The organism is Providencia sp. PROV255 (genome assembly GCF_028478065.1).
GTDB classification, from domain to species: domain Bacteria; phylum Pseudomonadota; class Gammaproteobacteria; order Enterobacterales; family Enterobacteriaceae; genus Providencia; species Providencia rettgeri.
The window spans coordinates 1-25,619 of record NZ_JAMPMI010000019.1 but is presented as its reverse complement, the minus strand read 5'-3'; the positions used below and the strand labels follow the sequence as shown (position 1 = coordinate 25,619).

At 39.4% G+C, this 25,619-nt stretch carries 19 protein-coding genes and 3 pseudogenes; 7 read left to right on the top strand and 15 right to left on the bottom strand.

What is annotated here, in order from left to right; genetic code table 11:
- Positions 1-23: 23 nt before the first annotated feature.
- From pflB to PR725_RS17180, 3 genes are all read right to left on the bottom strand, one after another.
- Positions 24-2,306: a formate C-acetyltransferase gene (gene pflB / locus PR725_RS17190; protein ID WP_109911031.1), complete on the bottom strand. Its 2,283-nt coding sequence runs from the start codon at positions 2,304-2,306 to the stop codon at positions 24-26.
- A gap of 70 nt (positions 2,307-2,376) precedes the next feature.
- Positions 2,377-3,234, bottom strand: coding sequence for a formate transporter FocA (focA, locus tag PR725_RS17185; protein ID WP_109911032.1), 858 nt, complete (start codon positions 3,232-3,234; stop codon positions 2,377-2,379).
- Positions 3,235-3,696: 462 nt separating this feature from the next.
- On the bottom strand, positions 3,697-4,470 hold the full coding sequence (locus PR725_RS17180; protein ID WP_004909501.1) for an IclR family transcriptional regulator: 774 nt from the start codon (positions 4,468-4,470) through the stop codon (positions 3,697-3,699).
- A gap of 345 nt (positions 4,471-4,815) precedes the next feature.
- Between PR725_RS17180 and PR725_RS17175 the strand changes: the two genes are divergently transcribed.
- The 3 genes from PR725_RS17175 to PR725_RS17165 are packed head-to-tail and all read left to right on the top strand — an operon-like array spanning position 4,816 to position 8,694.
- Positions 4,816-5,709: a dihydrodipicolinate synthase family protein gene (locus PR725_RS17175; RefSeq protein WP_109911033.1), complete on the top strand. Its 894-nt coding sequence runs from the start codon at positions 4,816-4,818 to the stop codon at positions 5,707-5,709.
- 51 nt (positions 5,710-5,760) lie between these two features.
- Positions 5,761-7,074 (top strand): MFS transporter, encoded by a 1,314-nt coding sequence (locus tag PR725_RS17170; protein WP_272569889.1) that lies wholly within the window; start codon positions 5,761-5,763, stop codon positions 7,072-7,074.
- 24 nt (positions 7,075-7,098) lie between these two features.
- Positions 7,099-8,694, top strand: coding sequence for a UxaA family hydrolase (locus tag PR725_RS17165; protein ID WP_196718686.1), 1,596 nt, complete (start codon positions 7,099-7,101; stop codon positions 8,692-8,694).
- A gap of 67 nt (positions 8,695-8,761) precedes the next feature.
- Here the strand turns inward: PR725_RS17165 and ycaO are convergent, their stop codons facing one another.
- Complete coding sequence (gene ycaO / locus PR725_RS17160) at positions 8,762-10,516, bottom strand: 30S ribosomal protein S12 methylthiotransferase accessory factor YcaO (protein ID WP_110731821.1); 1,755 nt, start codon at positions 10,514-10,516, stop codon at positions 8,762-8,764.
- A gap of 194 nt (positions 10,517-10,710) precedes the next feature.
- On the opposite strand from ycaO, the gene ansB reads away from it, so the two are divergent.
- A complete protein-coding gene (ansB, locus tag PR725_RS17155; RefSeq protein ID WP_109911037.1) occupies positions 10,711-11,754 on the top strand; it encodes an L-asparaginase 2 in 1,044 nt (347 codons plus the stop codon).
- 159 nt (positions 11,755-11,913) lie between these two features.
- On the opposite strand, the pseudogene PR725_RS17150 reads toward ansB, so the two are convergent.
- Positions 11,914-12,060: pseudogene (locus tag PR725_RS17150) on the bottom strand (oxidoreductase); the annotation flags it as partial.
- Positions 12,061-12,623: 563 nt separating this feature from the next.
- On the opposite strand from PR725_RS17150, the gene chiP reads away from it, so the two are divergent.
- The gene (gene chiP, locus PR725_RS17145) at positions 12,624-14,021 is read left to right on the top strand and encodes a chitoporin ChiP (RefSeq protein WP_004909523.1); all 1,398 of its coding nucleotides are present in this window, start codon (positions 12,624-12,626) and stop codon (positions 14,019-14,021) included.
- 176 nt (positions 14,022-14,197) lie between these two features.
- Here chiP and PR725_RS17140 read toward each other — a convergent pair whose 3' ends face one another.
- From PR725_RS17140 to PR725_RS17095, 10 genes and pseudogenes are all read right to left on the bottom strand, one after another.
- On the bottom strand, positions 14,198-14,731 hold the full coding sequence (locus PR725_RS17140) for a bactofilin family protein (protein ID WP_004909525.1): 534 nt from the start codon (positions 14,729-14,731) through the stop codon (positions 14,198-14,200).
- Between the two features lie 640 nt (positions 14,732-15,371).
- Positions 15,372-15,821 (bottom strand): ferric iron uptake transcriptional regulator, encoded by a 450-nt coding sequence (fur, locus tag PR725_RS17135; protein ID WP_004256285.1) that lies wholly within the window; start codon positions 15,819-15,821, stop codon positions 15,372-15,374.
- A 269-nt stretch (positions 15,822-16,090) separates the two neighbouring features.
- The gene (fldA, locus tag PR725_RS17130) at positions 16,091-16,618 is read right to left on the bottom strand and encodes a flavodoxin FldA (protein ID WP_004256261.1); all 528 of its coding nucleotides are present in this window, start codon (positions 16,616-16,618) and stop codon (positions 16,091-16,093) included.
- Positions 16,619-16,772: 154 nt separating this feature from the next.
- Positions 16,773-17,066, bottom strand: a complete 294-nt coding sequence (ybfE, locus tag PR725_RS17125) for a LexA regulated protein (protein ID WP_004909532.1) — start codon at positions 17,064-17,066, stop codon at positions 16,773-16,775.
- 169 nt (positions 17,067-17,235) lie between these two features.
- A pseudogene (locus PR725_RS17120) lies at positions 17,236-17,460 on the bottom strand (type I secretion system permease/ATPase); the annotation flags it as partial.
- 39 nt (positions 17,461-17,499) lie between these two features.
- A complete protein-coding gene (locus PR725_RS17115) occupies positions 17,500-18,546 on the bottom strand; it encodes a tyrosine-type recombinase/integrase (RefSeq protein WP_228367145.1) in 1,047 nt (348 codons plus the stop codon).
- A gap of 1,983 nt (positions 18,547-20,529) precedes the next feature.
- Entirely contained in the window at positions 20,530-21,450 is a 921-nt protein-coding gene (locus PR725_RS17110; protein ID WP_228367144.1) for a DNA cytosine methyltransferase, read from the bottom strand.
- 95 nt (positions 21,451-21,545) lie between these two features.
- The gene (locus PR725_RS17105; protein ID WP_228367143.1) at positions 21,546-22,007 is read right to left on the bottom strand and encodes a single-stranded DNA-binding protein; all 462 of its coding nucleotides are present in this window, start codon (positions 22,005-22,007) and stop codon (positions 21,546-21,548) included.
- Positions 22,000-22,803, bottom strand: a complete 804-nt coding sequence (gene recT, locus PR725_RS17100; RefSeq protein ID WP_131681033.1) for a recombination protein RecT — start codon at positions 22,801-22,803, stop codon at positions 22,000-22,002. Before recT ends, PR725_RS17105 begins: the two co-directional genes overlap by 8 nt.
- Entirely contained in the window at positions 22,796-23,275 is a 480-nt protein-coding gene (locus tag PR725_RS17095) for a PD-(D/E)XK nuclease-like domain-containing protein (protein WP_272569888.1), read from the bottom strand. Before PR725_RS17095 ends, recT begins: the two co-directional genes overlap by 8 nt.
- Positions 23,276-23,328: 53 nt before the next feature.
- Here PR725_RS17095 and PR725_RS17090 point away from each other — a divergent pair, with 53 nt between their 5' ends.
- Positions 23,329-25,296, top strand: coding sequence for a phage tail tip protein J-related protein (locus PR725_RS17090; RefSeq protein ID WP_272569887.1), 1,968 nt, complete (start codon positions 23,329-23,331; stop codon positions 25,294-25,296).
- Positions 25,293-25,619 (top strand): annotated as a pseudogene (locus PR725_RS17085) (DUF6453 family protein); the annotation flags it as partial. The gene PR725_RS17090 and the pseudogene PR725_RS17085, both read left to right, overlap by 4 nt.

The window sequence follows — 25,619 nt, the reverse complement described above, 5'->3', positions numbered from 1 at the left end:
ACTTTATTTTAATAAGCTAATTATTACATTGTGCTTGTGAAAGTACGAGTAATAACGTCTTGCTGTTGTTCTTTAGTCAGTGAATTGAAACGTACAGCATATCCCGATACACGGATAGTCAGCTGTGGATATTTCTCTGGGTTTTCCATTGCATCTAACAGCATTTCACGATTCATAACGTTAACGTTTAAGTGCTGGCCGCCTTCGATAGACGCTTCGTGGTGGAAGTAACCATCCATCAGACCGGCTAAGTTAGTTTTACGAACGTCATCATCTTTACCTAACGCATTTGGTACGATAGAGAAAGTATAAGAAATACCATCTTTCGCGTAAGCAAATGGCAGTTTAGCAACAGAAGTCAGTGAAGCTACCGCACCTTTTTGGTCACGACCGTGCATTGGGTTTGCACCTGGTCCAAATGGTGCACCTGCACGACGACCATCTGGTGTGTTACCTGTTTTCTTACCATACACAACGTTAGATGTGATGGTCAGGATTGACTGAGTTGGTACCGCGTTACGGTAAGTAGGCAGTTTCTGAATTTTCTTCATGAAACGTTCAACTAAGTCACACGCGATATCATCTACACGAGAGTCGTTGTTACCAAATTGTGGGTATTCACCTTCGATTTCGAAGTCGATAGCAATACCGTCTTCGTCACGAATTGGTTTAACTTTCGCATATTTGATTGCAGACAGTGAGTCAGCAGCAACAGATAGACCTGCGATACCACAAGCCATGGTGCGATATACATCACGGTCATGTAGCGCCATCAGTGAAGCTTCATAGCTGTATTTATCGTGCATGAAGTGGATGCAGTTCAGTGCAGTGACGTACTGAGTTGCTAACCAATCCATGAAGTGGTCCATTTGGTTCATCACAGTATCGAAATCTAAGACTTCGTCCATGATTGGTGTATGTTTAGGACCTACTTGCATTTTCAGTTTTTCATCAACACCACCATTGATGGTATACAGCATGGTTTTCGCTAAGTTTGCGCGAGCACCGAAGAACTGCATTTGTTTACCAACAATCATTGGGCTGACGCAACATGCGATTGCGTAGTCATCGTTATTGAAGTCTGGGCGCATCAGGTCATCATTTTCATACTGAACTGATGAGGTATCGATAGACACTTTTGCTGCGAATTTTTTGAAATTCATTGGCAGTTTTTCTGACCACAGGATAGTCATGTTTGGCTCAGGAGATGGGCCCATGGTATACAGTGTGTTCAGGAAACGGAATGTGCTTTTTGTTACCAGAGTACGACCATCAAGGCCCATACCTGCTAATGACTCAGTTGCCCAGATTGGGTCACCAGAGAACAGCTCATCGTATTCAGGAGTACGTAAGAAACGTACCATACGCAGTTTCATGACTAAGTGGTCAATTAATTCTTGCGCTTGTTGTTCGGTGATTTTACCTGCTTCTAAGTCACGTTGGATATACACGTCTAAGAAGGTAGAAACACGACCAAATGACATTGCAGCACCGTTTTGTGATTTAACAGCGGCTAAGTAACCGAAGTAAGTCCACTGTACTGCTTCTTGTGCGTTTGTTGCTGGTGCAGAAATATCGTAACCGTATTTTGCAGCCATTTCTTTCATTTGACCCAATGCACGGTGCTGTTCAGCAATTTCTTCGCGCAGTTGGATAGTCATTTGTAAGTCTTCACCTTTTTCTAATCTTTCTTGCAAAGAGGTGAATTGGTTAAATTTGTCTTTCATCAGGAAATCAATACCGTACAGTGCAACACGACGGTAGTCACCGATGATACGACCACGACCATATGCATCAGGTAGACCCGTTAAGATACCTGATTTACGGCATTTTAAGATGTCTGGCGTGTAAACGTCGAAAACACCTTGGTTGTGAGTTTTACGGTATTCAGTGAAGATTTTTTTGATTTCAGGGTCTAAAGTACGGTCGTAAGCTTTGCATGAGCCTTCAACCATTTTGATACCACCGAACGGGATAAGACCACGTTTCAGAGGTGCATCAGTTTGTAAACCAACGATTTTTTCTAATTCTTTAGTAATGTAACCTGCATCATGGGAAGTGATGGTTGAAGCGACATCTGTGTCAAAATCAACTGGCGCATGAGTGCGGTTTTCGATTTTGATCCCTTCCATGACTTTATCCCACAACGTGTCAGTTGCTGGAGTAGAGCCTGCTAAGAAAGATTCATCACCTTCATATGGAGTGTAGTTTTTCTGGATGAAATCACGTACGTTGACGTTATTCTGCCAGTCACCTTGGTTAAAACCTTGCCATGCTAAAGCGAATTTTTCATTTAACTCGGACATGATACTTTTACCTTTTAACAATGGATCTTTTAGGGATCTTAATAAATCTTTTAGTGTGTGTCAGTGGCTATTAATGTTTTTGGCCACTACGTAAATGCATAAACCAATAAATGAGGCCGACTAAAATCGCGCCGCCAATAATATTTCCGATAGTAACTGGAATTAAGTTATCTGTAATAAAGTTACCGACTGTTAGGTGTGAAAATTGATCAGGAGACATATTTATTTGAGACCAATATTCAGCAGGTGCAAACTCTTTAATCATAATACCTAATGGGATCATGAACATGTTTGCAATACTATGCTCAAAACCACTCGCCACAAACATCGCGACAGGTAACACTAGAACGACCAGTTTATCAGTTAAACTACGGCCGGAGTAACTCATCCAAACGGCAAGGCAAACCATTAAGTTTGCTAAAATTCCTAATGCAACCGCTTCAATAAAGGTATGGTGCAATTTATGGCTGGTGGTTTGTAATACATTTAATCCCCATTGGCCATTGGCTGCGGTGTATTGTCCTGCAAACCAAATCAGTGCAACAAAGAACAGCGCGCCAATTAAGTTACCAATATAGACATTAAACCAGTTGAGGAACATTTGCCCCCAAGTGATTCTACCTGTGGCTTTTGAGACGATAGTGAGTACGGTGGAGGTGAAAAGGTCTGCACCACATACAACCACTAACATCAGGCCTAAGGAGAAACAAATCCCGCCAATAAGTTTAGTGAAACCATAAGGCGCTTCAGCTGCCCCGGTTGTTGCCGTGATATAGAATACAAATGCGATAGAGATAAAAATACCGGCAGTGAATGCTGACAAGTAAGTAATTGCAGGATGTTTATTTGCCTTATAAACAGAGGCATCATCTGCGACTTGCGCCATTACAGCTGGTGGCAATAAATTAAAAGGGTTGTCAGCTTTCATACCAACACTCTCTTACAAAGTTGATTAATTATAGCACGCAATAATAGTAACAAAGGGGAGAATTGATAAATTTGATATGGATCATGAACTCTCTAGAGAGAGTGGTGAAAATGGTTAATTTAATGTTAAATTACAACTTATCCATTTGATAAATAAGGTTTAAATATTTTTTAAAATTTATATAAAATTTTTATAAAGTCAGTTTTGGCCAGCAAAATAAGTAAAAATATACGCGTAAATGTTAACTATTTAAGATGAATATGATCTCTTTGGCATATAATTTAACTTATGTTTGCATAATGCCCTAGTTAATTAGGGGAGATTCCGATATATATTCCTTAGCCAAACCATATTTTTGCAATATTTATCTAACAATTATGCAAATAATAAAAGATTAATATAAATTAATCGATAAATTAAAGTGATATATCTTAATAAAACAATCCGTTTTTAACGTTGTAACTAGGTATAAAATTCAATATTGTCAAGAGTGTTTAGTTCTTGCTCAATACGTTCTCGACTAGTTAAGAGCGTTTTGATGACTTGGTTCACTTTGGGTTCATCGATGCGGAAGGTTGGGATAGACACACTGATTGCCGCAATGATGTTATTGCGTTGTCGTAATGAGACAGCATAACAAATGGTTTCTTCATCAATTTCTTTATTATCAACGGCATAACTATTTTCGCGAACCGCGTTAAGCTGTAGGCGCAGTTCAGCCAAAGTTTGCACGCTGTATTGGGTTAACGGAGTAAAACCCGAAGGATAAAGTTCGGAAATTTGCTGGTCACTGTAGTTAAAAATCATAGCCTTACCCAGTGCCGAGTAAATCGCAGGCAAACGAGTTCCAATATTAGAGATTAATTGGACCTTTTGCGCCGATTGAACTTTATCAATGTATAACACATTAGCACCGTCTAAAATCCCCATTTGGCACACTTCATTGCATTCATCAACGATATGCACCATTTCCCGATGAACCATTTTTAGCCAATAGGATTTTTCGAAAAATGAGCGGGAAAGAAGCGAGCAGGCGATACCTAAATAATATAGCTGGCTATTATCATCGTAATTAATATACCGATGTTCAACCAATGTTTTTAAGATAGGATAAATCGTCCCTTTTAATATTTGTGTTTTATCAGAAAGTTGCGTCAAAGAAAGCCCAGTATTTTCAGCCGATAAAACTTGCAGTATTTCTAATACCCGAATTGTCGGCATGTGCCCCGTAGACATTAAACCACCTCCCTGATTAATTTTGTCGCTATTCTAGGTTTAAAATACCACTATGTAAATCATCTCAGGAATACGTTTAATCTCAAATTGGTCACTCTTAATAATGGGTAAAGTCATCCAAAAGGCGTGACTTTGCTCAAAATTTAGCAATAAAAAAATTATTCTTTAGTTAGCTTTATGACCACTTAATCCCTTCAAATATCTTTTTAATCAGATTATTACATAAAATTTTCATATGAGTTGTATGAATTTGACTCAATCAATGATTCATGATTTCTTGTTTATAGTTTTTATTTATGAATGTAGTTTGTATATATGAATATCGGTAACGAGGAGATTATCAGTATGGAAAGTCGTTATATCACTCCAGTAGTGACCATCTTTGATGACAAAGGTCGAGTGGATATAGAACAAAATATACGTGTTTATGACTCATTGAAGGGCAAAGTCTCCGGTTTTGTCACTATGGGAAGCACGGGGGAGTTTTTTGCGCTCAATATGCAGAGCTCAAAAAAACTCATCGACCTATGTGGTCGTTATCCCAAGGAGGAAATGCGTGTTTATGCAGGGGCAAGCCGCCTTGATGTGGAAGAGTCGATTGAATTGGCTAACTATGCATATGAAAAAGGAATCGATGGGGTGATGATTATTAGCCCATATTATTTCCCGCTAGATGATGAAGGTGTTTTTCGTTTTTACAGTGCGATAGCAGCAAAAACATCTGCTAACATTTTCATTTATAACTTTCCTGAACGAACAGGTTATTCTGTCTCCCCTGATGTTTGCCTACGTTTAGCGGATAAATATCCCAATATCATCGGATTAAAAGATACCATTCCTGACACGACTCATACCGCCCAAGTGATTGAAACGGTGAAATCACGCTTGCCTCATTTTGAGGTGTACGCAGGTTACGATAATAACTTTGCTCATGTGGTGTTATCGGGGGGAAATGGGTGCATTGGTGGGCTTTCAAATATTGTGCCGCAATTTTTTGCATCATGGATGCAGGCGTTTACCCAAGGTGATTTAGCGTTAGTGGCAAAACACCAGCAACGAGTAGACCAATTGATGGCTATATATGGCGTCAATGCGCCATTCATCCCAACCTTTAAGAAAGCGTTGCAGCTAAAAGGTGTGGTTAATTCAGATTATTGTACAGCACCATTTATTGGGTTGAACAATATACAGATTGAGCAACTTCAGCAGTTGTTAACCCTTGCTGATTCACCGCTCTGACCTTTCCTGAATCAAACACAATAGAATATCTTACCAACAGGGAAAAATATCATGGCGACAATTAAAGCTTATAACAATCCTGTTTTAAATTCTGCGATAGCCAAATCGTGGAAACGTTTAGTACCCCTGATGTTTATTTTGTATTTTGTTGCATTTATTGACCGAGTCAACGTAGGTTTTGCGAAAGATGCAATGCAAGTCGACATTGGTTTATCTGATTCAGCGTTTGCTTTTGGTGCCGGTATTTTCTTTGCGGCATATGCGCTATTTGGCATTCCCGCTAACTTAATTTTAAACAAAATTGGTGCGCAAAAGTGGCTGAGTATTACCACGGTAATCTGGGGCGTTCTGTCGGCAATGACAGGTTTTATCACCAATGAAACGCAATTTATAGTTTTGCGTTTCTTGTTGGGACTTGGGGAAGCTGGCTTTTATCCAGGCATTCTATTATTAGCCTCAATTTATTTCCCCAATAATGTACGTGGGTCTGTAATTGGGATCTTTGTTCTAGGTGTACCTTTGGCATTGACACTGGGTTCGCCATTATCAGGCGCGTTACTGGAATTGCATGGCTGGTTAGGCCGGCCAGGTTGGTTCTGGATGTTTGTCATTGAAGGACTTCCTGCCGTTGTGATTGGTATTTTTGCTTTCTTTTATTTGGATGATAGCCCTGAAAAAGCCCGTTTTTTAACCGAAGAAGAGAAAAAAGCGCTAACTGAACAATTAGCCAAAGAAAATGCAAAAACTGAAACCACATCGGTATTATCTGCACTAAAAAATATCAAAGTTTGGCACCTTGCACTGATTTACGGCACGATACAAATTTCAGTATACGGTTTGATGTTCTTTCTGCCTTCCCAAGTTGCGTCCTTAATGGGGGAAAGTTTAGGCTTTAAACAATCCTTAGTTGCTGCCATACCTTGGGCTTGTTCTGCATTCGGGGTGTATTACATTCCTCGTTTTGCTGACCGCCATCCAACTCGTCGCATCGAAATCTCAGTGCTGTGTATGTTAGCCGCAGCATTAGGTTTGGCATTGTCAGCATTTGCAAGCCCTGTTTTTGCTATTGCAGCATTATGTTTAAGCGCTGTTGGTTTTTTATCCGTTCAACCAGTGTTTTGGACGTTTCCTCCTCAGTTATTAAGCGGCCCTGCATTAGCAGCAGGAATTGGTTTCTGTACCACCATGGGGGCATTTTGTTCATTCCTCGCGCCAATCATTCGCGTGGAAGTCGATAAAATGATGAATAGCAATACCGCAGGTATCGTGACATTAGCGGTGATCACCGTAGGTTGTGCCGTCTTAATCGCATTACTTAAAAAAAATACGCATAACAAGAATCTCAACGCATTGTCATCTTACTAATGACAATTTTTAGGAAGGTGTGACATGCAAAAAATTCTCAAAATTGATGAGAGCGACAACCTAATTGTTGCCTTAAAGGACTTGCAAGCAGGGGATATTTATCACTGGGGAAGTGAAGATGTGATCCTCGTGACTGATGTTAAAGCAAAGCATAAATTTGCCATGGAAGCGATACCCGTTGATGGCATTGTTTCTATGTATGGCACAGCAGTAGGAAAAGCAACAAAGCCAATTGCAAAAGGTGAAGTTATCACAGTCGATAATATTCGCCACTATGCAGCCCCAGTTTCTTTAGAACAAGATGCACCGTACGAGTGGAATGCACCTGATGTATCTGCATATCAAGGACGCACATTTAAAGGCTATGTACGTGAGGATGGGCGAGTAGGAACCGCAAACTACTGGTTAATTTTTCCATTGGTATTTTGTGAAAACCGCAATGTAACAAAACTTACAGACGCCTTAAATGAAGCATTAGGTTATACCAATAATAGTTTGAAAAATTTTGCGTTGGATTTAACAGCTGGTGAGCAAGGGGGAACGGCAAAACCTAAATTATTCCCACATATAGAAGGTGTACGATGTATTACGGTCACGAGTGGTTGTGGTGGAGCGACCTCTGACAGTAAAACGATGTGTGATGTGCTTGCTGCTTATGCGGACCACCCTAATGTCATCGGTATTACGGTATTCAGTTTGGGCTGTGAAAAAGCACAGCGTAAAATGTTTAAAGAGTCACTTGTTGCTCGTAACCCTAATTTTGCTAAACCTGCACTTTACTTTCGCCAGCAAGAGTGGAGTAGCGAAGAAGAAATGATGCAAACAGCATTGAAGCAAACCTATGAGTGCATGAAGGCCGTCATACCGCAATCTCGTGTGGACGTTCCGTTGTCTCATTTAAAACTCGGTGTGAAATGTGGCGCTTCTGACGGTTTTTCTGGGATCTCGGGTAACCCTGCGATGGGGCTAGTTTCTGATTGGCTAGTGACTTTGGGGGGCGCATCAGGGTTAGCTGAATTTCCGGAATTATGTGGTGCAGAAGGGGATATGGTGAAACGGTGCGTTTCTTTTGAAGATAAGAAAAAATTCTTAGATTTGATGGAACGTTATGAAAAAACAGCGAATTTCTTTAATACTACCATTGCCGATAACCCAAGTCCCGGCAATATTGCGGACGGGCTAATAACCGATGCGATTAAATCGACCGGAGCGGCTAAAAAAGGCGGAACATCGCCGATTAGTGCGGTGTGTGACTATGCGGAGCCGATGCCTGACAGTGGGTTATCCTTAGTTTGTACGCCGGGTAATGATGTTGATGCAGTCACAGGACTTGTTGCTGCAGGGTGTAATGTGGTTATTTTCTCAACAGGGCTTGGCACTCCCACAGGGAACCCGATTGTACCTGTTTTAAAAATATCGACGAATAGTGCCATTGCAGAGCGCCTATCGGACATAATTGATTATGATTGCGGGCCAATTATTGATGGGGTTCCATTACCGACAATAAGTAAAGGGCTATTTGAACGGGTAATTGATACGGCAAGCGGTGACTATCAGGTCCAAGCGGATCGCCTAGAACAGTTTGATTTCTTATTATGGAAACGTTCATTGGATTTATAATTAATATAAACCAATAAAATGTAAAAATGTTGACGGGGCAAGTTCCCCGTCAACGATTTAATTCACATTATGCATTATCACGCTTTGCTTTTTGCAGCTTTTCATAAGCAGCCAGCAAAGCTTGATGCGCAGGAAGTGCTTTAAGTTCTTCGTCAATAGACCACAAGCCATAGAAGCATGATTCCCCAGCGATAGCGGCTGATGCAGCATCTACTGCCTCTTGACCATACATACGCACAAAGGCGTTGTAGTATTGCGCAGGGTCACGTTCTTCTTCTTGAGATAACAACAACAGGGTTTGCAAGCAACGATAATAATTTGCGCGCTCGGCAGTAAATACTGAGCTATTGAAGTCTTGTGTCCATTCAACCCAAGCAAGTGCTTGTTCAAGGTCTCCACCCGCTAGTGCCAACATGGATTTTAGTTCACCAATACGCAGGTTACTCCACCCATTGTCTTTACCTACTGCCAAACCAAGTAATTCACGAACACGGGTAAAATCATCTAAACCGTCGTCATCTAATTGCTCGATAAGGGCAAGATAGTCTTGTTTTTCCCATTGGCTATCAGGTAGGTTGATAATGGTGTCGCGTAAATAAGCGCCCATCGCGTTATTGGCGATATGTAAGTCTTCAACTGGGTAAATATCAGACATACCTGGGACTAAGATTCGGCAAGCGTAGACACCCAAGTGGTTATAATCTGCAATATAGACTTCAGCATCTAATGTATTGAAAATACTGATAAGTGTTGCAAACTCTTCTTGAGTTGTGCCTTTAAAGCTCCAATCTGCAAAGGCATAATCGGCATCATCTTTAAACAGATCCCAGCTAATTAAACCGCTTGAATCAATAAAGTGAGTTTCAAGATTCGTGTGCTCAGCCACTTCTTCGTCATCAAAGGTCGGTGCATTAAACACATCGAGGTCTTTTAAGCCACGGCCTTGCAGTAATTCCGTGACGGTACGCTCAAGGGCAACACCAAAGTCGGGGTGAGCACCAAATGAGGCAAAACAAGTCCCATTTTGTGGGTTAAATAACACCACACAAATCACAGGGTACTGGCCACCGAGTGATGCGTCATAACAGAAAATTGGAAAACCTTCTTTTTCTAAGGTTTCAACCGCTTCAACTACCGCAGGGTAGCGTGCCATGACGTCTGCTGGGATAGCCGGTAGGCTAATACTTTCAGCAATGATTTTATTTTTTACAAAGCGTTCAAAGACTTCGGAAAGCCCTTGTACACGAGCTTCGTTGGCTGTATTGCCCGCAGACATTCCGTTAGAAACATAGAGGTTTCCAACAATATTCATTGGAATATATACGGTTTGGTTGTCTGATTGACGGGTAAATGGCAGTGCACAAATACCGCGTTCTTCATTACCAGATTGCAAGTCAATTAATTGGCTGGCGGCTAAGGCGTTGTCGGGGTCATAAAACTTAATCAAACGATTGTCTAATAACCCTTCAGGTAAGCTATCATCTTCGGTTAATGGGAACCATTTTTCATTAGGGTAGTGGACAAAATCCCCTTCAGCAATAGATTTACCTAGGTAGAAATCCGCAAAGAAGTAATTCGTTGATAAACGCTCAAAATACTCACCAAGCGCTGAGGCTAATGCAGCTTTCTTGCTCGCCCCTTTACCATTAGTAAAGCAAAGTGGGCACGCTTTATCGCGGATATGTACAGACCAAACGTTAGGTACAGGGTTTAACCAAGAGGCTTCTTCAATATCAAACCCTAATTTCTTTAATTTGGTTTGAAATGCATCAATGGAATCTTCAAGAGCGGCATCTTTGCCGGGAATAAAAGTTTGGCTCATTGTCAGTCACTTGTGAATAGAGTGTTTCAAACGGGCTATGATACGGATTTTTGCTGCAAGCCTCACGCTTTTTATTCATTCATAGATAAATCATCTTAAAATTCATTATTTATCCTAAAATAATTGTATAGGTCACATAAAATTCAGCACAATTCCACATAATAACCGAAGTTTATTAATGAAAGGAAAATAGGATGAAAAACAGAAATAAAGCGCTTTTGGCGACATTGGTTTCACTGTTTGCCGTATCCGCTATCGCTCAACCGAATATTACGGTATTGGCGACAGGGGGAACGATAGCAGGTGGTGGTGATTCAGCCACATCCTCCAGTTACCAAGCGGGTAAAGTAGGGATTGATGCTTTAATTAATGCGGTGCCAGAAACCAAAAAAATTGCCAATTTAAGCGGTGAGCAATTGGTGAATATTGGTTCGCAAGATATGAATGACCAAGTTTGGCTGGCACTGGCGAAAAAAATTAACCAAGATTGTGATAAAACAGATGGTTTTGTAATCACTCACGGGACTGATACTTTAGAAGAAACGGCATTCTTCCTTGATTTAACCACGCAATGTAAAAAGCCCATTGTCTTGGTTGGTGCAATGCGACCGTCAACGGCTTTAGGTGCTGACGGTCCTTTGAACCTGTATAATGCAGTCGTTTTAGCGACGGATAAGTCTGCTGGAGAGCGCGGTGTTTTGATGGCAATGAACGATAAAGTCGTGCAAGGCCGTAATGTGATGAAAATGAGCACCACTGAAGTACAAGCGTTTGATGCCGTTAATAGTGGGGCAGAAGGCTTTATTCATGATGGTAAAGTTACTTATTTCCAAGCAGCGCAACCTCGTAGTGACAAAGCGGCATTCGACGTCAGTAAGCTCGAAAAGCTCCCTGCGGTAGGTATCGTTTATAACTATGCCAATGCATCAGCAGCTCCTGTGAAAGCCTTGAGAGAAGAAGGGGTTGAAGGAATTGTAAGCGCGGGTGTGGGTAACGGTAATATGTATAAGACTGTCTTTGACGCTTTAGCAAAAGCAGCGAAAGAAGACGTGGTTGTCGTTCGCTCAAGCCGTGTACCAACAGGGTATACGACAAGAAATGCCGAAGTGGATGATAACTTATATGGTTTTGTTGCTTCAGAAAGGTTAAATCCGCAAAAAGCGCGCGTATTGCTGCAATTAGCCTTAACTCAGACTAAAGATCCTCAGCAAATTCAGGCATTATTCGAAAAATATTAATTATCAAAACGAGTATTTATTTCATACAGCGGGGTGCAGTAGCCTGTACCCCGTTAGTTTTGCTGTGACAATAAGGCAATATTATTGAATGCTCGAATTACACAATGTCATCGATAACGCCACCATCAACACGTAAGGCTGCACCGGAAGTCGCTGCAGAGAAACGGCATCATTAACACGTATATTGTTACGGCCATTAATCAAAACTTCTGCGCCACAATTAGCGAGGCCTTTAGCAATTGCATAACCAATTCCAGCTGTTGATGCACTGACTAATGCGCGTTTGCCTGTTAAGTCTATTTTCATTTACGAACTCTTTATATTGAAAAGGAGAGTTTATAATAGCAAATGATAATGCGGTGCTTTTCTTAATAATGCTGTACATTTTATTTGATTATTTATTGAGAAATTTTATAGCTGTGTATGTTATTTTTCAGCATAACAACATTTATCCTAATTATTTGACTCAGTAATCTGATCTATTTTAAGGCAATTAGGTCAATGTGGTGATAGAACTTAGCGAATTCCTGCAGAATAGACGAAATTAAGGAACAATTAGTTAATTTATTGATTTTTTCTTAAACACTTCCTTATACGTATCCCATGCATATTTTTTATATTTATCAATCAATTACTTTTTATTTTTAGCAAGGTCATCATCGGTGATAATGACAGTTAATTAAAATTAATGTGCCGTTGATCATATTTTGGCAACAAAGCCTGTATCTGTGTTGATAATTCGCGTTGCAAAAAATAGGCTAAATACATCGCAAGAGATATAACTCATTGTGAATATTTAGATTTAAATGGAAAGTTAAATCGTATTTCGGCCGAAAAATAAAATTAAAAAATATTAGAGGAATACAAGAATGGTTAATAAAAATGTCAATACTGGCAGGAAATTGCTCGTCTTAAAAATTGCAATAGCAATGCTTCCTATTGGTTACCAACCAATCATGCATGCGGAGCAATTTATTGAAGATTCAAAACTTACAGGTGGCCTTTACTACTGGCAACGCGATCGTTCACGTAAAGATTTAGACCCAAATAGCGATAAATATAAAAAGTATGCGGATAATCTTAAACACTCAACATTTAATGCCAGTCTTGATTTCTCATCCGGTTATTTTCAGGACATCATCGGGCTAGATTTAGCGGGTTTTACCGCTATTGAGTTATCAAATAGTGGCCCAGCTGCACCCAATGAAATCGGCTTTAGTGATGCGAAATCACGTTGGGATGAAAAATGGACTGGAGATCGTAGTGGTGTGACTTTTTATAAGGCCGCTGCAAAATTGAAATATGGCCCTTTTTGGGGTAGAGGTGGCTATATTCAGCCTACGGGGCAAACTCTACTCGCATCCCACTGGAGCTATATGCCGGGCACATATCGCGGATTAGAGGTAGGCGGGGTGTTTGATTTTGAGCAAAATGGTGAACTTAGCATGTCCTATATGTGGACTGACCGCTATAAAGCACCTTGGTACCGTAGCATGTATGACTTTCGTGAAGCGGATGGTGAAACTGGGATCAGTTATTTACACTCAATTGGCTTTAAATATGACTTTAAAAACAATTTAGTCTTAGAAGGGGCATATGGGCAAGCTAAAAGCTATATGGATCAATATTTTGCCAAGGTTTCCTATGCAGTTCCTGTTGTTGACCGTGACTTACGTATGTCTTATCAATTTTATGGTGCAAAAGATAAGGTTTCAGGCGGTGGAGTTAACGATGTTTATGACGGTTTAGCTTGGTTGCAAGCGATGACACTAGGCTACACTTACGATGAATTTGATTTTAAATTAGAAGGAACCTATGTAAAAGCCAAAGGTAACCAAGGTTATTTCCTGCAGCGTATGACCCCCGGTTGGGCAACATCAAATGGTCGCATGGACATTTGGTGGGATGGCCGTTCGGATTGGAATGCTAATAATGAAAAAGCCGTTATGGCCGGTGTTATGTATGATTTAAAAAATTGGGACTTAGCTGGATGGAAGGTTGGAACCTCATATATTTATGGATGGGATGCTAAACCAAGTACTAATAGCCAATATGCTCAGGATGTACGCTTAAAAGAAAGTGCATGGAACTTTGATATTTTATATACCGTACAATCAGGTCGAGCAAAAGATACGCTATTTAAACTGCATTTTACCAAGTATGATAACCATACAGATATTCCGAGCTATGGCGGTGGTTACGGAAATATCTTCCAAGATGAAAAAGATATTAAATTTATGGTGATGATGCCATTCACGGTATTCTAATTAGTAAAATCCTTTAGTAGCAATGACTGCTATAAAGAAACCATAGCAGTCATTTGCCCTGATAGCTAAAGGCTTACCATATATTTTTAATATTGAATGGAATATTAAGACAAGAATAAAAACTTATATTAAGAGTTAAAATTAAGGTGAATTTATTCACCTTATTTTATTTTTGATTACAAGGATGCGTTATTTACACTTTCATTGAGTATAAGGGTATCTTGTTTTAATTTATCTTTTAATACGGTAACTTTTTCTGATTGATGGGGTGGGTTTTTAACTTGTGCTTGGCCAGATAATATTCCCCCTTTTTTAATTGATAAACTACTGTAATGGATAGTACCGTGGATTTCCCCATTATTTTCAATACAAATAGTATCAGATAAGCATTCACCTTCAATACGACCATTAACCACCAGTTCTTTGCAGGTGATATTTCCCGTAACTTGGCCGTTTAACATAACTTTAACCGTATTTTCTTTTCCTGTTATATTTCCAATGACTTTCCCATAGATATGCACTTGCTCATTAGACGTAATATTTCCTTCAAAAATAACGTCCCTAGAGATAATCGTATTCGATTTTTCTTCACTAATAGTCGGAGTTGACAGTGTTATTTGTTCTTCTATTTTTGTAGTCACTTCAGGCTCATTACTTATAGAAGGGGACGTCGCTGTAGGCGTGGGCTTGTTTTGTCTTTTGGTGAACATTTTACTTACCTTTTTTTGATTGAAGTATACGATCAAGAACAGTATTGATAATACAAACGAAAATAAGGTGATAGACGAATAGCTAAAAAACCACCCTATTAAAGTAAGAAACCAGAAGAAAAAACTTGTATTGAGAAAAAGATAGTTTTTTTTCATCAGTTAATCTCTTACAAATTACTAAAGTACTCAATTAGTTTAGTCAATAAATGTAATTACGCATTTAAATGATGATTTAACGTTATGACTACATTTGGATCATTAACTCTCTAATTTGGAGTTGAAATTATAGTAAGGTAATTAAATAATTTTAAATAGTATGAAGTGTTTGGAATCATCTATGATGTTATTTATATACCACTTTGATATGTAAAGTATTATTCTAGATAACGGAATATATTTATCTCTGAAATAATATAAGGGTTTTGATTTGAATTGCAACTATTATAGTTTTTATAAAAATCTTGCATTGTTGCTAAAATACAGTGATAAATAATTGTGTTTAAGTTACTTACTAGCAATTATCACTAATCGAGTAAAAAAGGGAATATTAATACTTAAAATAAAAAACCCCGATAAAATTGTATTATCAGGGTTTTGGCATTTTTAACCATGATGTTTCATCAACGATGGTTGAATACTATTACTCTTTTGCTTCGTGTGCGTCAGCATTGTCACGGCAATCACCATCTGCGCAATGACCATATAGATATAAACTATGGTTAGATAGTTTAATGCCATGGCGAGCAGCGATATTCTTTTGGCGGGTTTCAATGGATTCGTCAGTAAACTCAATCACTTTTCCACAATCTAAACAGATTAAATGGTCATGGTGATGCTGCTGAGTTAGTTCGAATACAGATTTACCCCCCTCGAAGTTGTGACGGGTTACGATACCGGCATCATCAAACTGGTTTAACACGCGGTATACAGTTGCTAACCCGATCTCTTCACCCATATCGATCAGCTTTTTATAGAGATCTTCCGCACTGACGTGGTGGCACTCAGGCTCTTGAAGTACTTCCAAAATTTTTAATCTTGGAAGAGTGACTTTGAGTCCAGCATTTTTCAATGCTTTATTGTTGTCTGTCATGCGGGTTTGTCCTGTATCTTAAATCATAAATTTAACAATAATGAGACATTTTTAACATCAATACAGTTGTCTTCTAAACTGATTTACAATTATAGGCATGGAAAATAAAAATAGAAACCATGCATTGTCTCATTATTTTGATAATCTCTTGAGAACCTATCCTATTAGGATACCTTATCGGTTATTTTAGACTACGCCACTGGCTTAGGGGGTTCATTTTGTGTAAGACAGTGGTGTAATCTATGGGTAAGGGTTCTTTATGTAGTCTATCAGCCTAAAATTTCAGCTAAAGACATTTCTTCAGAGATTTGTTTTACCCATGCATCAACACGTTCATCAGTTAGCTCAGGTTGACGATCTTCATCAATAGCTAAACCAATAAAATGGTTGTCATCTGCCATGCCTTTGGATACTTCAAAGTGATAACCTTCTGTTGGCCAGTGACCAACAATAACAGCACCACGTGGTTCGATAATATCGCGGATCGTACCCATAGCATCACAGAAATATTCAGCGTAGTCTTCTTGGTCTCCACAACCAAATAAGGCGACAAGTTTACCTTCGAAATCAATCTCTTCGAGAGTAGGGAAAAAATCATCCCAGTCACATTGGGCTTCACCATAATACCAAGTTGGAATACCAAGAAGTAGAATGTCAAAAGCTTCAATATCTTCTTTGCTGCATTTCGCGATATCGTGAACTTCTGCTACATCTTTGCCTAATCTTTCTTGGATCATTTTGGCAATATTTTCTGTGTTACCTGTGTCACTTCCGAAGAAAATGCCTATGACTGCCATAAAGTGATTAACCTCTTGTTTTTCTAAGAGAGCTAGAGGTGAAAATTCGCCTTCTATAGCCCGTTTAGAACGAAAATAGATAGAATATTACGCCTTATTTTGGCGAAAAAATGTTGCTAAGTCTGTCAAATTTGTGTGATTTATCAAGATAACGTTACTTGAGTATTGATGTATCAACATGTTCAAGTTGTGACATCAAAATTTCTTCGATCAATTCACTACGGCTTATATTTTTATCTTCAGCTAACTGATTCAATACCGCGACAGCGTCTTCGTTCAGTTTCAATTCAACTCTGCGCAATCCCTTCACTTTATCTCGTTTCAGTTGGTTGCGTTTGTTGATCCTCAGTTGTTCATCCCGTGATAGCGGGCTTGTTTTAGGTCGCCCAGGCCTTCGTTCCTCAGCGAACAAATCTAGTGTCGTTCGATCCGTTTGTTCTTTTGCCATGTCTATAACTGCTAAAAGGGTGTGCCAGTAATTCAGCGCGCCATGATACCCTAGCTAATCCCCTTGTGCTATAGCTTCATCAATGATGATTGGGTTTAATTGATTGTAAAATGAGCGCTTTTGGTAAAAAAGCACCACTTGCTATAAGCGTGATGCTTTTTTATTCGTATTATTGTGTCTGCTGGTGCCATAAATTGGCGTATAAACCATTTGATTTGAGTAAGTTTTCGTGGGTATCCATCTCGTGTACTTCTCCTTGGCAAATCACACATATCCTATCAGCGTGCATAATCGTATTTAGCCGGTGAGCAATGCTAATGACGGTTCTTCCTTGAGTAATTAATGGCATATTCTCCATAATGGCGGCTTCTGACTCGTAATCTAAAGTCGAAGTGATTTTGAATTTTGGATGTGTGAAATTAATCGTTTTACATCAGCCAGTTAAAAGTGTTAGATGCGGCTTTTGACTGGCTTCATTCTTCGACTGTGTCGAAATTGTGACATGCTCACTATATTTGGTTAAATGTTGACCACTAAAGTGCGCGTATTTCTGAACCATTTCTAGCGTTTCCCATCCACCCATTTCTTTTAATACCATGAGCGGAGTTCCACTTTGTGCGTGCCAACTTGCCCATGTATGTCTGAGGTCGTGAAAAGTGAAATCAGTTATGCCAGAATCAGCCAATGCTTGGTAATAGCATTCACGATAATAGTTACTCCTTCGCTTTCCTTCGTTGGAAAACACATAGTCACCATCCTTTTCAATTCCATTTAGAATTTCAATGGCCACATCATTTAGAGGAACCGGTCTAGCTCTCCCTGACTTTGCATTATCAGCCGTTACATGAGCAACTCTTCTAACTAGGTCTACGCTCTTCCATTTAAGTGATAATATTTCGCTTTTTCTCATGCCTGTTAAAATAGCAATAGAAACAAAATCTCTCATCCACTTAACTTTGATGTTAGATAGGAGCAGTTCAGCTTCCCACCTTTCTAACCATCGAACTCTAACAGTGGGCTCTTTCATTCGTGGTATATAGGATGACTTGGTTAACCATCCCATTTTGTGCGCTAGTGAAAAAGCTCTTAGAATAAATGAGCGATATCTATTCTTTGTTGCACTTGTTAACTTACGCTTAGTAATAGGGCTATAATCCGGAATTGCATTTGCTATATCATCACTAGTGATTGATGAGAGCTTTCTTCCACCTAAAATAGCGATAAAATACTTAGAGTAGGTTTGTTTAGTTTTAAAGCTTGTCTGCCCCTTAGCATCTTTAAGAGCCAAAATAATTGCATCTTCAAATATCCGATCTGGTTGCTTCTCAAGCTTATCCTGCTGCCACAGGTCATGCTTTAGTTTGTCGTGATATTCTTGTGCTTTTATTTTGTCTGAGGTGCCAGTAGAGCGTCTAATTCTCTCGCCAGTTGGGGTGGATACATCGACCCAATACTTGCTGCCTCTTTTGTATATTGGCATTTGGTTTTCCTCTTACTACCGACCAAAGCCAGCCGATAGACATTATTGTCGTTAAACTGCGCCTGTTCAAACTTTTTTAGGCTTTCCTTGTTTGCTCTCCATGAGCTACCGACCCTGAACATGTAATATCTGGCTGGGTTGCGGTATACCGTTGAAGATGACAGTCGGATCATCAATGCGTATTCTTTTATTGTATAAAGAGAGTCATCCACTATTAATCTCCTTATCTATCGTCATAACATAGTGATTGAGCCACATTTTAGGTGTGTAATTTAGTTTCTTATCAATTGGTAATGATTTGGTGAAATCGGAAAAAACTTGAGGGACACCTGAATTGATATTTCGTTAGTTAATTTATTGTATTGTTGCAACAAATTATTCTGGTAATTCAACCTACAAACACTCTCATGATGATTGCTAGTCAATTCACATTAAATCTATATCATGGCGAGCGTAGCTTAATTTATTATTTGTACGTTTACACTTTGATTTATATACATATAAGTCACTCAGTAACTTTATACTTACTTCAAATTGGCGCCTTGACTTTTCCATTACCCAATTTTTTAATTTGTAAGAATATATTAATAACTAAGAATTATCCTATTCGAACAGTGTTTTTACTAGTAGATTAGAATGCATGGTTTCTATCCGATATGATTAATATGAACTCTCATAAAAAAATAATAAAAATCAACTAATAAGCATTATGGATGTAATTGTTTGCGTGTTAAAGGCCACAGTAACTCTTGTCACTATTGGCTGTTTTATTGCATTACTATTATTGCTCTTAGTGAGTGAATTTTAGATCATGTTTATTTTTTTATCGCAGCAATTTAATCGCTAGGATTAAAATAATTCATAACTTAATTTTAATTATGGTCTAAAGTTAATTGCGAAAGAGTAGTTCAATAAGCTGTGTTTTTTTGCCGATACTCCCATGTGTCGGCTTTTTTTTTTGCTAATTTCCTTGCGTAGTCATACTCATTAACTATTCTTAATAAGCCAACATAAAAAAATAAACTCTGCTTATCCCCTTGCCGCTTCATATTCATCCATGACGCGGTATTTTTTTATTACTTTTCATTATATAAATTAAATCCTCATGATAAAAAAATATCACTAATGATTCATAATGGTCTATATTTAATTTTTACATTCCAAGTATTGAATAAGTTTTGCCGATGCACCCTGTGTCGGCATTTTTTTATTTAGTTCTCATGCTAAATTTTACACTTTAGTTGGGTTTAGATTACTTACAGAGAGAAACAATAATATCCTTGCATAACCTCTTGCTTCTCCTACATGATGGCGTTTTTTATCTGACATGACTTACTTTTTATGTGGTTAATACTACTTAAAAGTGAGAAATGTGTAATAAAATATTGATGATGATATGCATTAGTGTATATTTGTTTTCTGGATGTAAGTCCTGATTTTCCTTTTAGATCTACTTAAGCCGCCATTTTGTTTTTATATTCAGCTTTTTGGCGGTGCTTTTTAATTTCGTCTTTTCGTCTTTTCGTCTTTTCGTCTTTTCGTCTTTTAGTCTTTTAGTCTTATTTCTACGAATTAAATTAGTTCATTTTCTGAATTGTTAAAGTGTCAAAAAACTATCTATCTCTCTTTGTGATTCTTAATTTTTCATTGAGAATCATTGTGTTATAGCCATGTATCACTATAATCACTTCCCACTAAGTTATTATTTTGAAGATGCTTTACAATATATATATTCATAATATTGGATAAACACCTATTCACATCATCATATTCATTCCTCTTCATTGTTTAAATTAAATCATTATGATTAAAACAATTCATCAGTCTTTTAAATTTATAGTCTATAGTTAATTTGAACTTTCTAATTACTTTATAGTCCTCGCCGATGCATCTTGCGTCGGCATTTTTTTACTTAACGTCCTTGTTAAGATTATCTTATGAGCTATGCTTAAATTGCTAATACAAAGAGGATATATGTTCCTATTAACTTTGCCGCCTTCTCCTTGGCGGTTTTTTTTTGCTCTTCATCACGCACCCTGCGATATAACGTTTAATTTCATTTCCAATCCATTCCCCAACCTGGACACTAACACCGTTACCTATTTGTCGATACGCATCGGTTTGACTCACTGGGAATTGAAACCAATTAGGTACCCCCTGGAGTCTTGCATATTCGCGTACTGTGTATGGCCTAACCCCCATTGGGAAATTTTTATCAGATACTAAGCGAGTACTTTTATCTTTAGCATAGTGAGCAACACAAGTTGGGGCGATATCGCCATTGGCCGGATCGCTTATTATAGGTAAATCACGATATACGCCATTCATCCTGGAGTAGACTGACTTGGGTATAATAATATCGGGTTCACTCTCCAGGATATCAGCCAATTTAATTGGCTTATGATTTTTAGGTGTGCGCGGTGTGAAATTTTTTTTCGTACCGATAATTATTAATCGGCTGCGTTTTTGTGGTAGCCAAATTTCTGATTTTATGGGGCAAAACACGTTAACGTAATAATCTGGCATTTTCTGCATAGCTTCCATGACCACAGGAAATGCTTTCATACCAGGTACGTTTTCAACTACATAAAACTCAGGCCTAGCTATTGCAAGGTGGCGTAATGCATGCAGAAATAACTCATCACCAGTACGTACTCCGTGTATATCACTGATTGTGCTGTACTTTGTGCATGGATAAGTAAATATCATCCCGTCACATGAGTTTTGCTCTAAAACTAGCTCCTGGGTAATGTCGCATTCTTTAATATGATTACCCAGGTTATGGCGGTAGGTTTTGCAAGCGGATGTATCAATTTCAAATGCTTGCCCTATATTTATTCCAGCCTGGATAAGCCCTATATCCATAAGTCCAGCACCGCTGAAATAAGAATTAACAGTTATCATATCTATCTCCTGTTTGCATCCTTGCACTGAGTCCTTAATTACTTTTTACAATTTAATTTTGATTGCTTATTTAGTTTTTGTTAGCTTTCAAGTTATTAGAATGGAATGTCATCATCAAAATCCATAGGAGGTTTAGTTTGGTTACTATATTGTTGATTTGGGGAGGATGTACTCTTATTTCCTGTTTGATTGCCGTTGTTATTGCTATTGCCATTTCCTAGCATTTGCATCGTACCGCCGATATTTACTACCACTTCCGTTGTGTATCGGTCTTGACCGCTTTGGTCTTGCCATTTACGGGTTTGCAGAGAACCTTCGATATAGACTTGTGAGCCTTTTTTCAGATATTCACCTGCAACTTCAGCTAACTTGCCGAAGATGCACACTCGATGCCATTCAGTTTTCTCGCGCATTTCACCTGATTGCTTATCACGCCACGATTCCGATGTGGCTAGTGTGAGATTTGCTACTGCGCCACCGTTAGGCATGTAGCGCATTTCGACATCTTGACCCAAATTTCCAACAAGTATGACCTTATTCACTCCGCGACTAGCCATCAGTTCCTACCTCCTCATACTCGCCTTCAAAAATAGTGGCGTTTTCTTGGTCCACATTAGCTTCTGCTTTTTCATCCAGAACGACAGCTTTTTGCATCTCGATAGAGACGGGGAGATATTTAAATAAACGACGAATAACAGTTTTCTTAGCCATCTCTTCCCAGTGAGAAACCCATGGGCCGTTTTGGCCAGCCTTGCTAGATGCTCTGACTTTCTCAACTTGGTTATACGTCATTACTTCAAACTGAACACCGCCATCTTTTAATCTCGCCACTGCGTACACGTGTGTAATAGGTGAATCTTCATTTTCACTAGGTGTGTGAGTTAGGTCCTCATTAAGCCCGTACTCAAAGTGAAAGTTATCACCTTGTCTTACTGTTCTAGCTGAAATGCTGATTATTTGGTTTGAGCGGCGGGCTAAATCAATCATCCCTCTATAGCCAATGATTAACTGTACGTTTGATTGCCCTGATTTAGCTTTCCCGTTACCAAAAGGGAGCAGGTAGGCATGACCCAAAGCGTTGCCAGGTTCTAACCCTAATTGTGAGCACTGAACAACAGCACCAACAAAGCTTTGCATATCACAAGTGGCTAGTGCAGGTGTTTTGCGAATCTCTGTTGTTACAATGCGAATCATGCGGTCAGGTGTCATGTGGCGAGGCAGGGCGGCAGCTAATTGGGCTTTCATGCTTGGCTGATTAATGAACTGAATTAGTTGCTGGTCCTTAGTTTTAACTTTAACCTCTGTTCCTTGAGTTTTTTGCAAATCAGATTGAGCTAGCGGTGGGTTACTCATTCCTTAATTCCTTAGCCCAACGGGGCAGTGATAGTGTGCGTATGCCTGCCCACTCATCCGTTTTTAGGCATTCGGCATACGTTAGTAAATTATGTTTATATGCAGTGCGACCTGCTGATTTAGCCTCTTCACTCATAACATACGTTCTTACTGGGTATTTTCCGCAGTCAATTTTCGTACTGACCACTAAAAACAGAAATGTTGGTGTTATTCCAGTTACTTCCTTGTAACCATCAGAATAGAAGGCGTCCTGAACGTGATAGCGGTAGTTGTAATATTCGTAATCAAATTTTTCTATGTCGCCAGAGCTTTTTACGTCAACGATATAATTATGTGCTGTTATGATCCGGTCAGGTCTGCACCTGCAAAGAACATCCGTTTCTTTGTCGGTCCAGTAAATACTACTTTCTGATACTCCATCAGCTTCCAAGCACCATTTAGCTATCGGGTGAGCTAGTGCGCTATCTCTCATAATCATTAACTTCCTGTTATCGTCATGAGTGATACGCATACAGACCAGGAGAGGTGATTTTATTAAACCTGCCTCAAATTGGTATTCAAAACCTTGAATTTCGTGTTGCTGAATGGAAGTTTCACCCGCAAGAGGGTGTTGATATTCTCCTCGAGGAGGACGGGGCTTATATTTATGAAGATATTATAGGTAAACCTTTTATTCGTCCTCCATTCACTGTTTTACCGACTGGCGGGGTAGCGCCACCACTTAACCTTGCATTTGTGGCCACGAATATTGGTGAGGTGGTTCAAGGTTATTTGAGCTGGCAATCAGCTGCTGCTGATGTTCGCTATAACACAGTAAACATCATTGAAAATGGCAAAGTTATTCAGTCCATTCAGGTGCCACAAGACAGAGTAGATTTATCAGGCCTTGTGCGTGGTTCTTATCGTGCGGAGGTTCGTTCTATTAATGCGGCTGGTGCAATGTCTGCCCCTGCCATTGTTGATTTTGATATTCAGGCCCCACCTAAACCGGTTAGCGTTGAAATGGTTGGCGGAATGTTCTCTCTGACCTGTATTCCGCACGGTGGCGAAACCGCACAGCATGGCTATACGTTTGAGTTTTGGTTCAGCGACAAAAAACTGACCAGCACGAATGACACCGAAGTCACAGCAAAAGCCAATCGTCAAGGCCAAGGGCAATTCTGGACTAAGGAGAATTTAAAAGCTGGCACTGATTATTGGTTTTATGTTCGAACGGTTAACAGCTACGGAAAATCTCAATTTGTTGAAGCAGTAGGAAAGGCTGACGGAACGCCAAAGGATATGATTGACGAATTGGGTAATAATTTCCTCAGCAATGAAGCCGGTCAAATCATGCAGGAGCAAATCGACTTCAACCAAGGGAATGTTCAACTGCAACTTGAGCAAGCAGCCGAAGCGACACTTAACAACACAATGATGTTAAATCAAGTTTCATGGCGTTTATTCGAAGAAGAGGGCACGCGTAAATCTGAAATATTCCGACTTGAACAAGTGAGAGTATCAGACCAGGAGGCACTAGCACGCTGGCAGCAACAAGTTAAAACAGACTACGAGCAAACCTCATCCGCTGTTCTAAAAGTACAAGAGTCATTATCAACACTTGAGGAGTCAACAGCGAAAGATATTTCACAGGTCAAAGCTGAGATTAAACAAGTTGATGACAAGCTAGGGCCGATGGATGCCCGTATTACGGATCAGTCAGAGGCGATTGCTAAAATCGATGAGACACAGACGAAGCATATTGAAACAGCAGAATCCCGATTTAATGATAATGAAGCGTTAATTAATCAATTGGCACGCACAATTACCAATGCTGAAAGTTCATTAGCAGAAATGGGGATGCAGCTGACAGCGGAATATGGCAATCAAGCAGTTGAGCAGTTAAAAATTCAATCCTCAATCACTCGACTAGATAAGACGGTTGCAAATAATCAGTTAACGTTTGCACAGTCTATTGAGCGGCTTAATTCCCAATACGGAGAGACTCAAGCGGCGATTGAGAAAATGGCAAAAACGGAGGTGGATTATCAAGGTAATGCTTCTTCTGTTATCTCGTTTAAAACTGCGGTGATGTACAACGGCCAATATTATGATGCCAAAATGCTAATAGGGGCTAGTATTAAAAATGGACAAGTCGTTACTCAAATTGGTTTTAGTGCCGATACCTTCGGTATTTTTAATCCATCCAGTGGTAAGTTAGAGCCCGTATTTTTTGTCGAAAATGGTCAGGTGTTTATCAATGATGCGTTTATTAACAAGGCCACAATTGAAAAGCTCCTGGTTGGTGTAGAAATCAAATCAAAACGCTATGAAAAAGGCAAGGTTGGTTATCGGCTTGATGCGGAAACAGGTAGCGCAGAATTCAATAAACTGGAAGTCTACGGTGATTTTAAGGTGAGCGGTGATGCTGGGCGTGTCATTTTAGATGCAACGGGGTTGATGATTTATGACCAATCAGGGCGATGGGCGGTTAAAGTTGGGAGGAAACCATGAGTGATCTGGGCTTATTTATTAACCCTAAAGATGGAGGAAAATCCATTGAATTAACAAAAGATAATTACCCTCTCACGTTCATCACTAAAATCACCACCCACCCCAGATATCCGCAAAAAGACAACAGAAACAAGTCTGTTAATGTGCCCGGGCTCTCTCGGTATAACGTGGTGATTATTCCCTCAGCACTTTGTCATTTTCTAGCCTATGGCTCGGTACAAATGGTAAGAGTCGGTAGCTATTGGACCTCAGGAGATACTTTCCACTGCTATTATGATGAGTTCGGTGGCCCTGATGGTTGGTTGCCGGGAAGTGATGGAGAA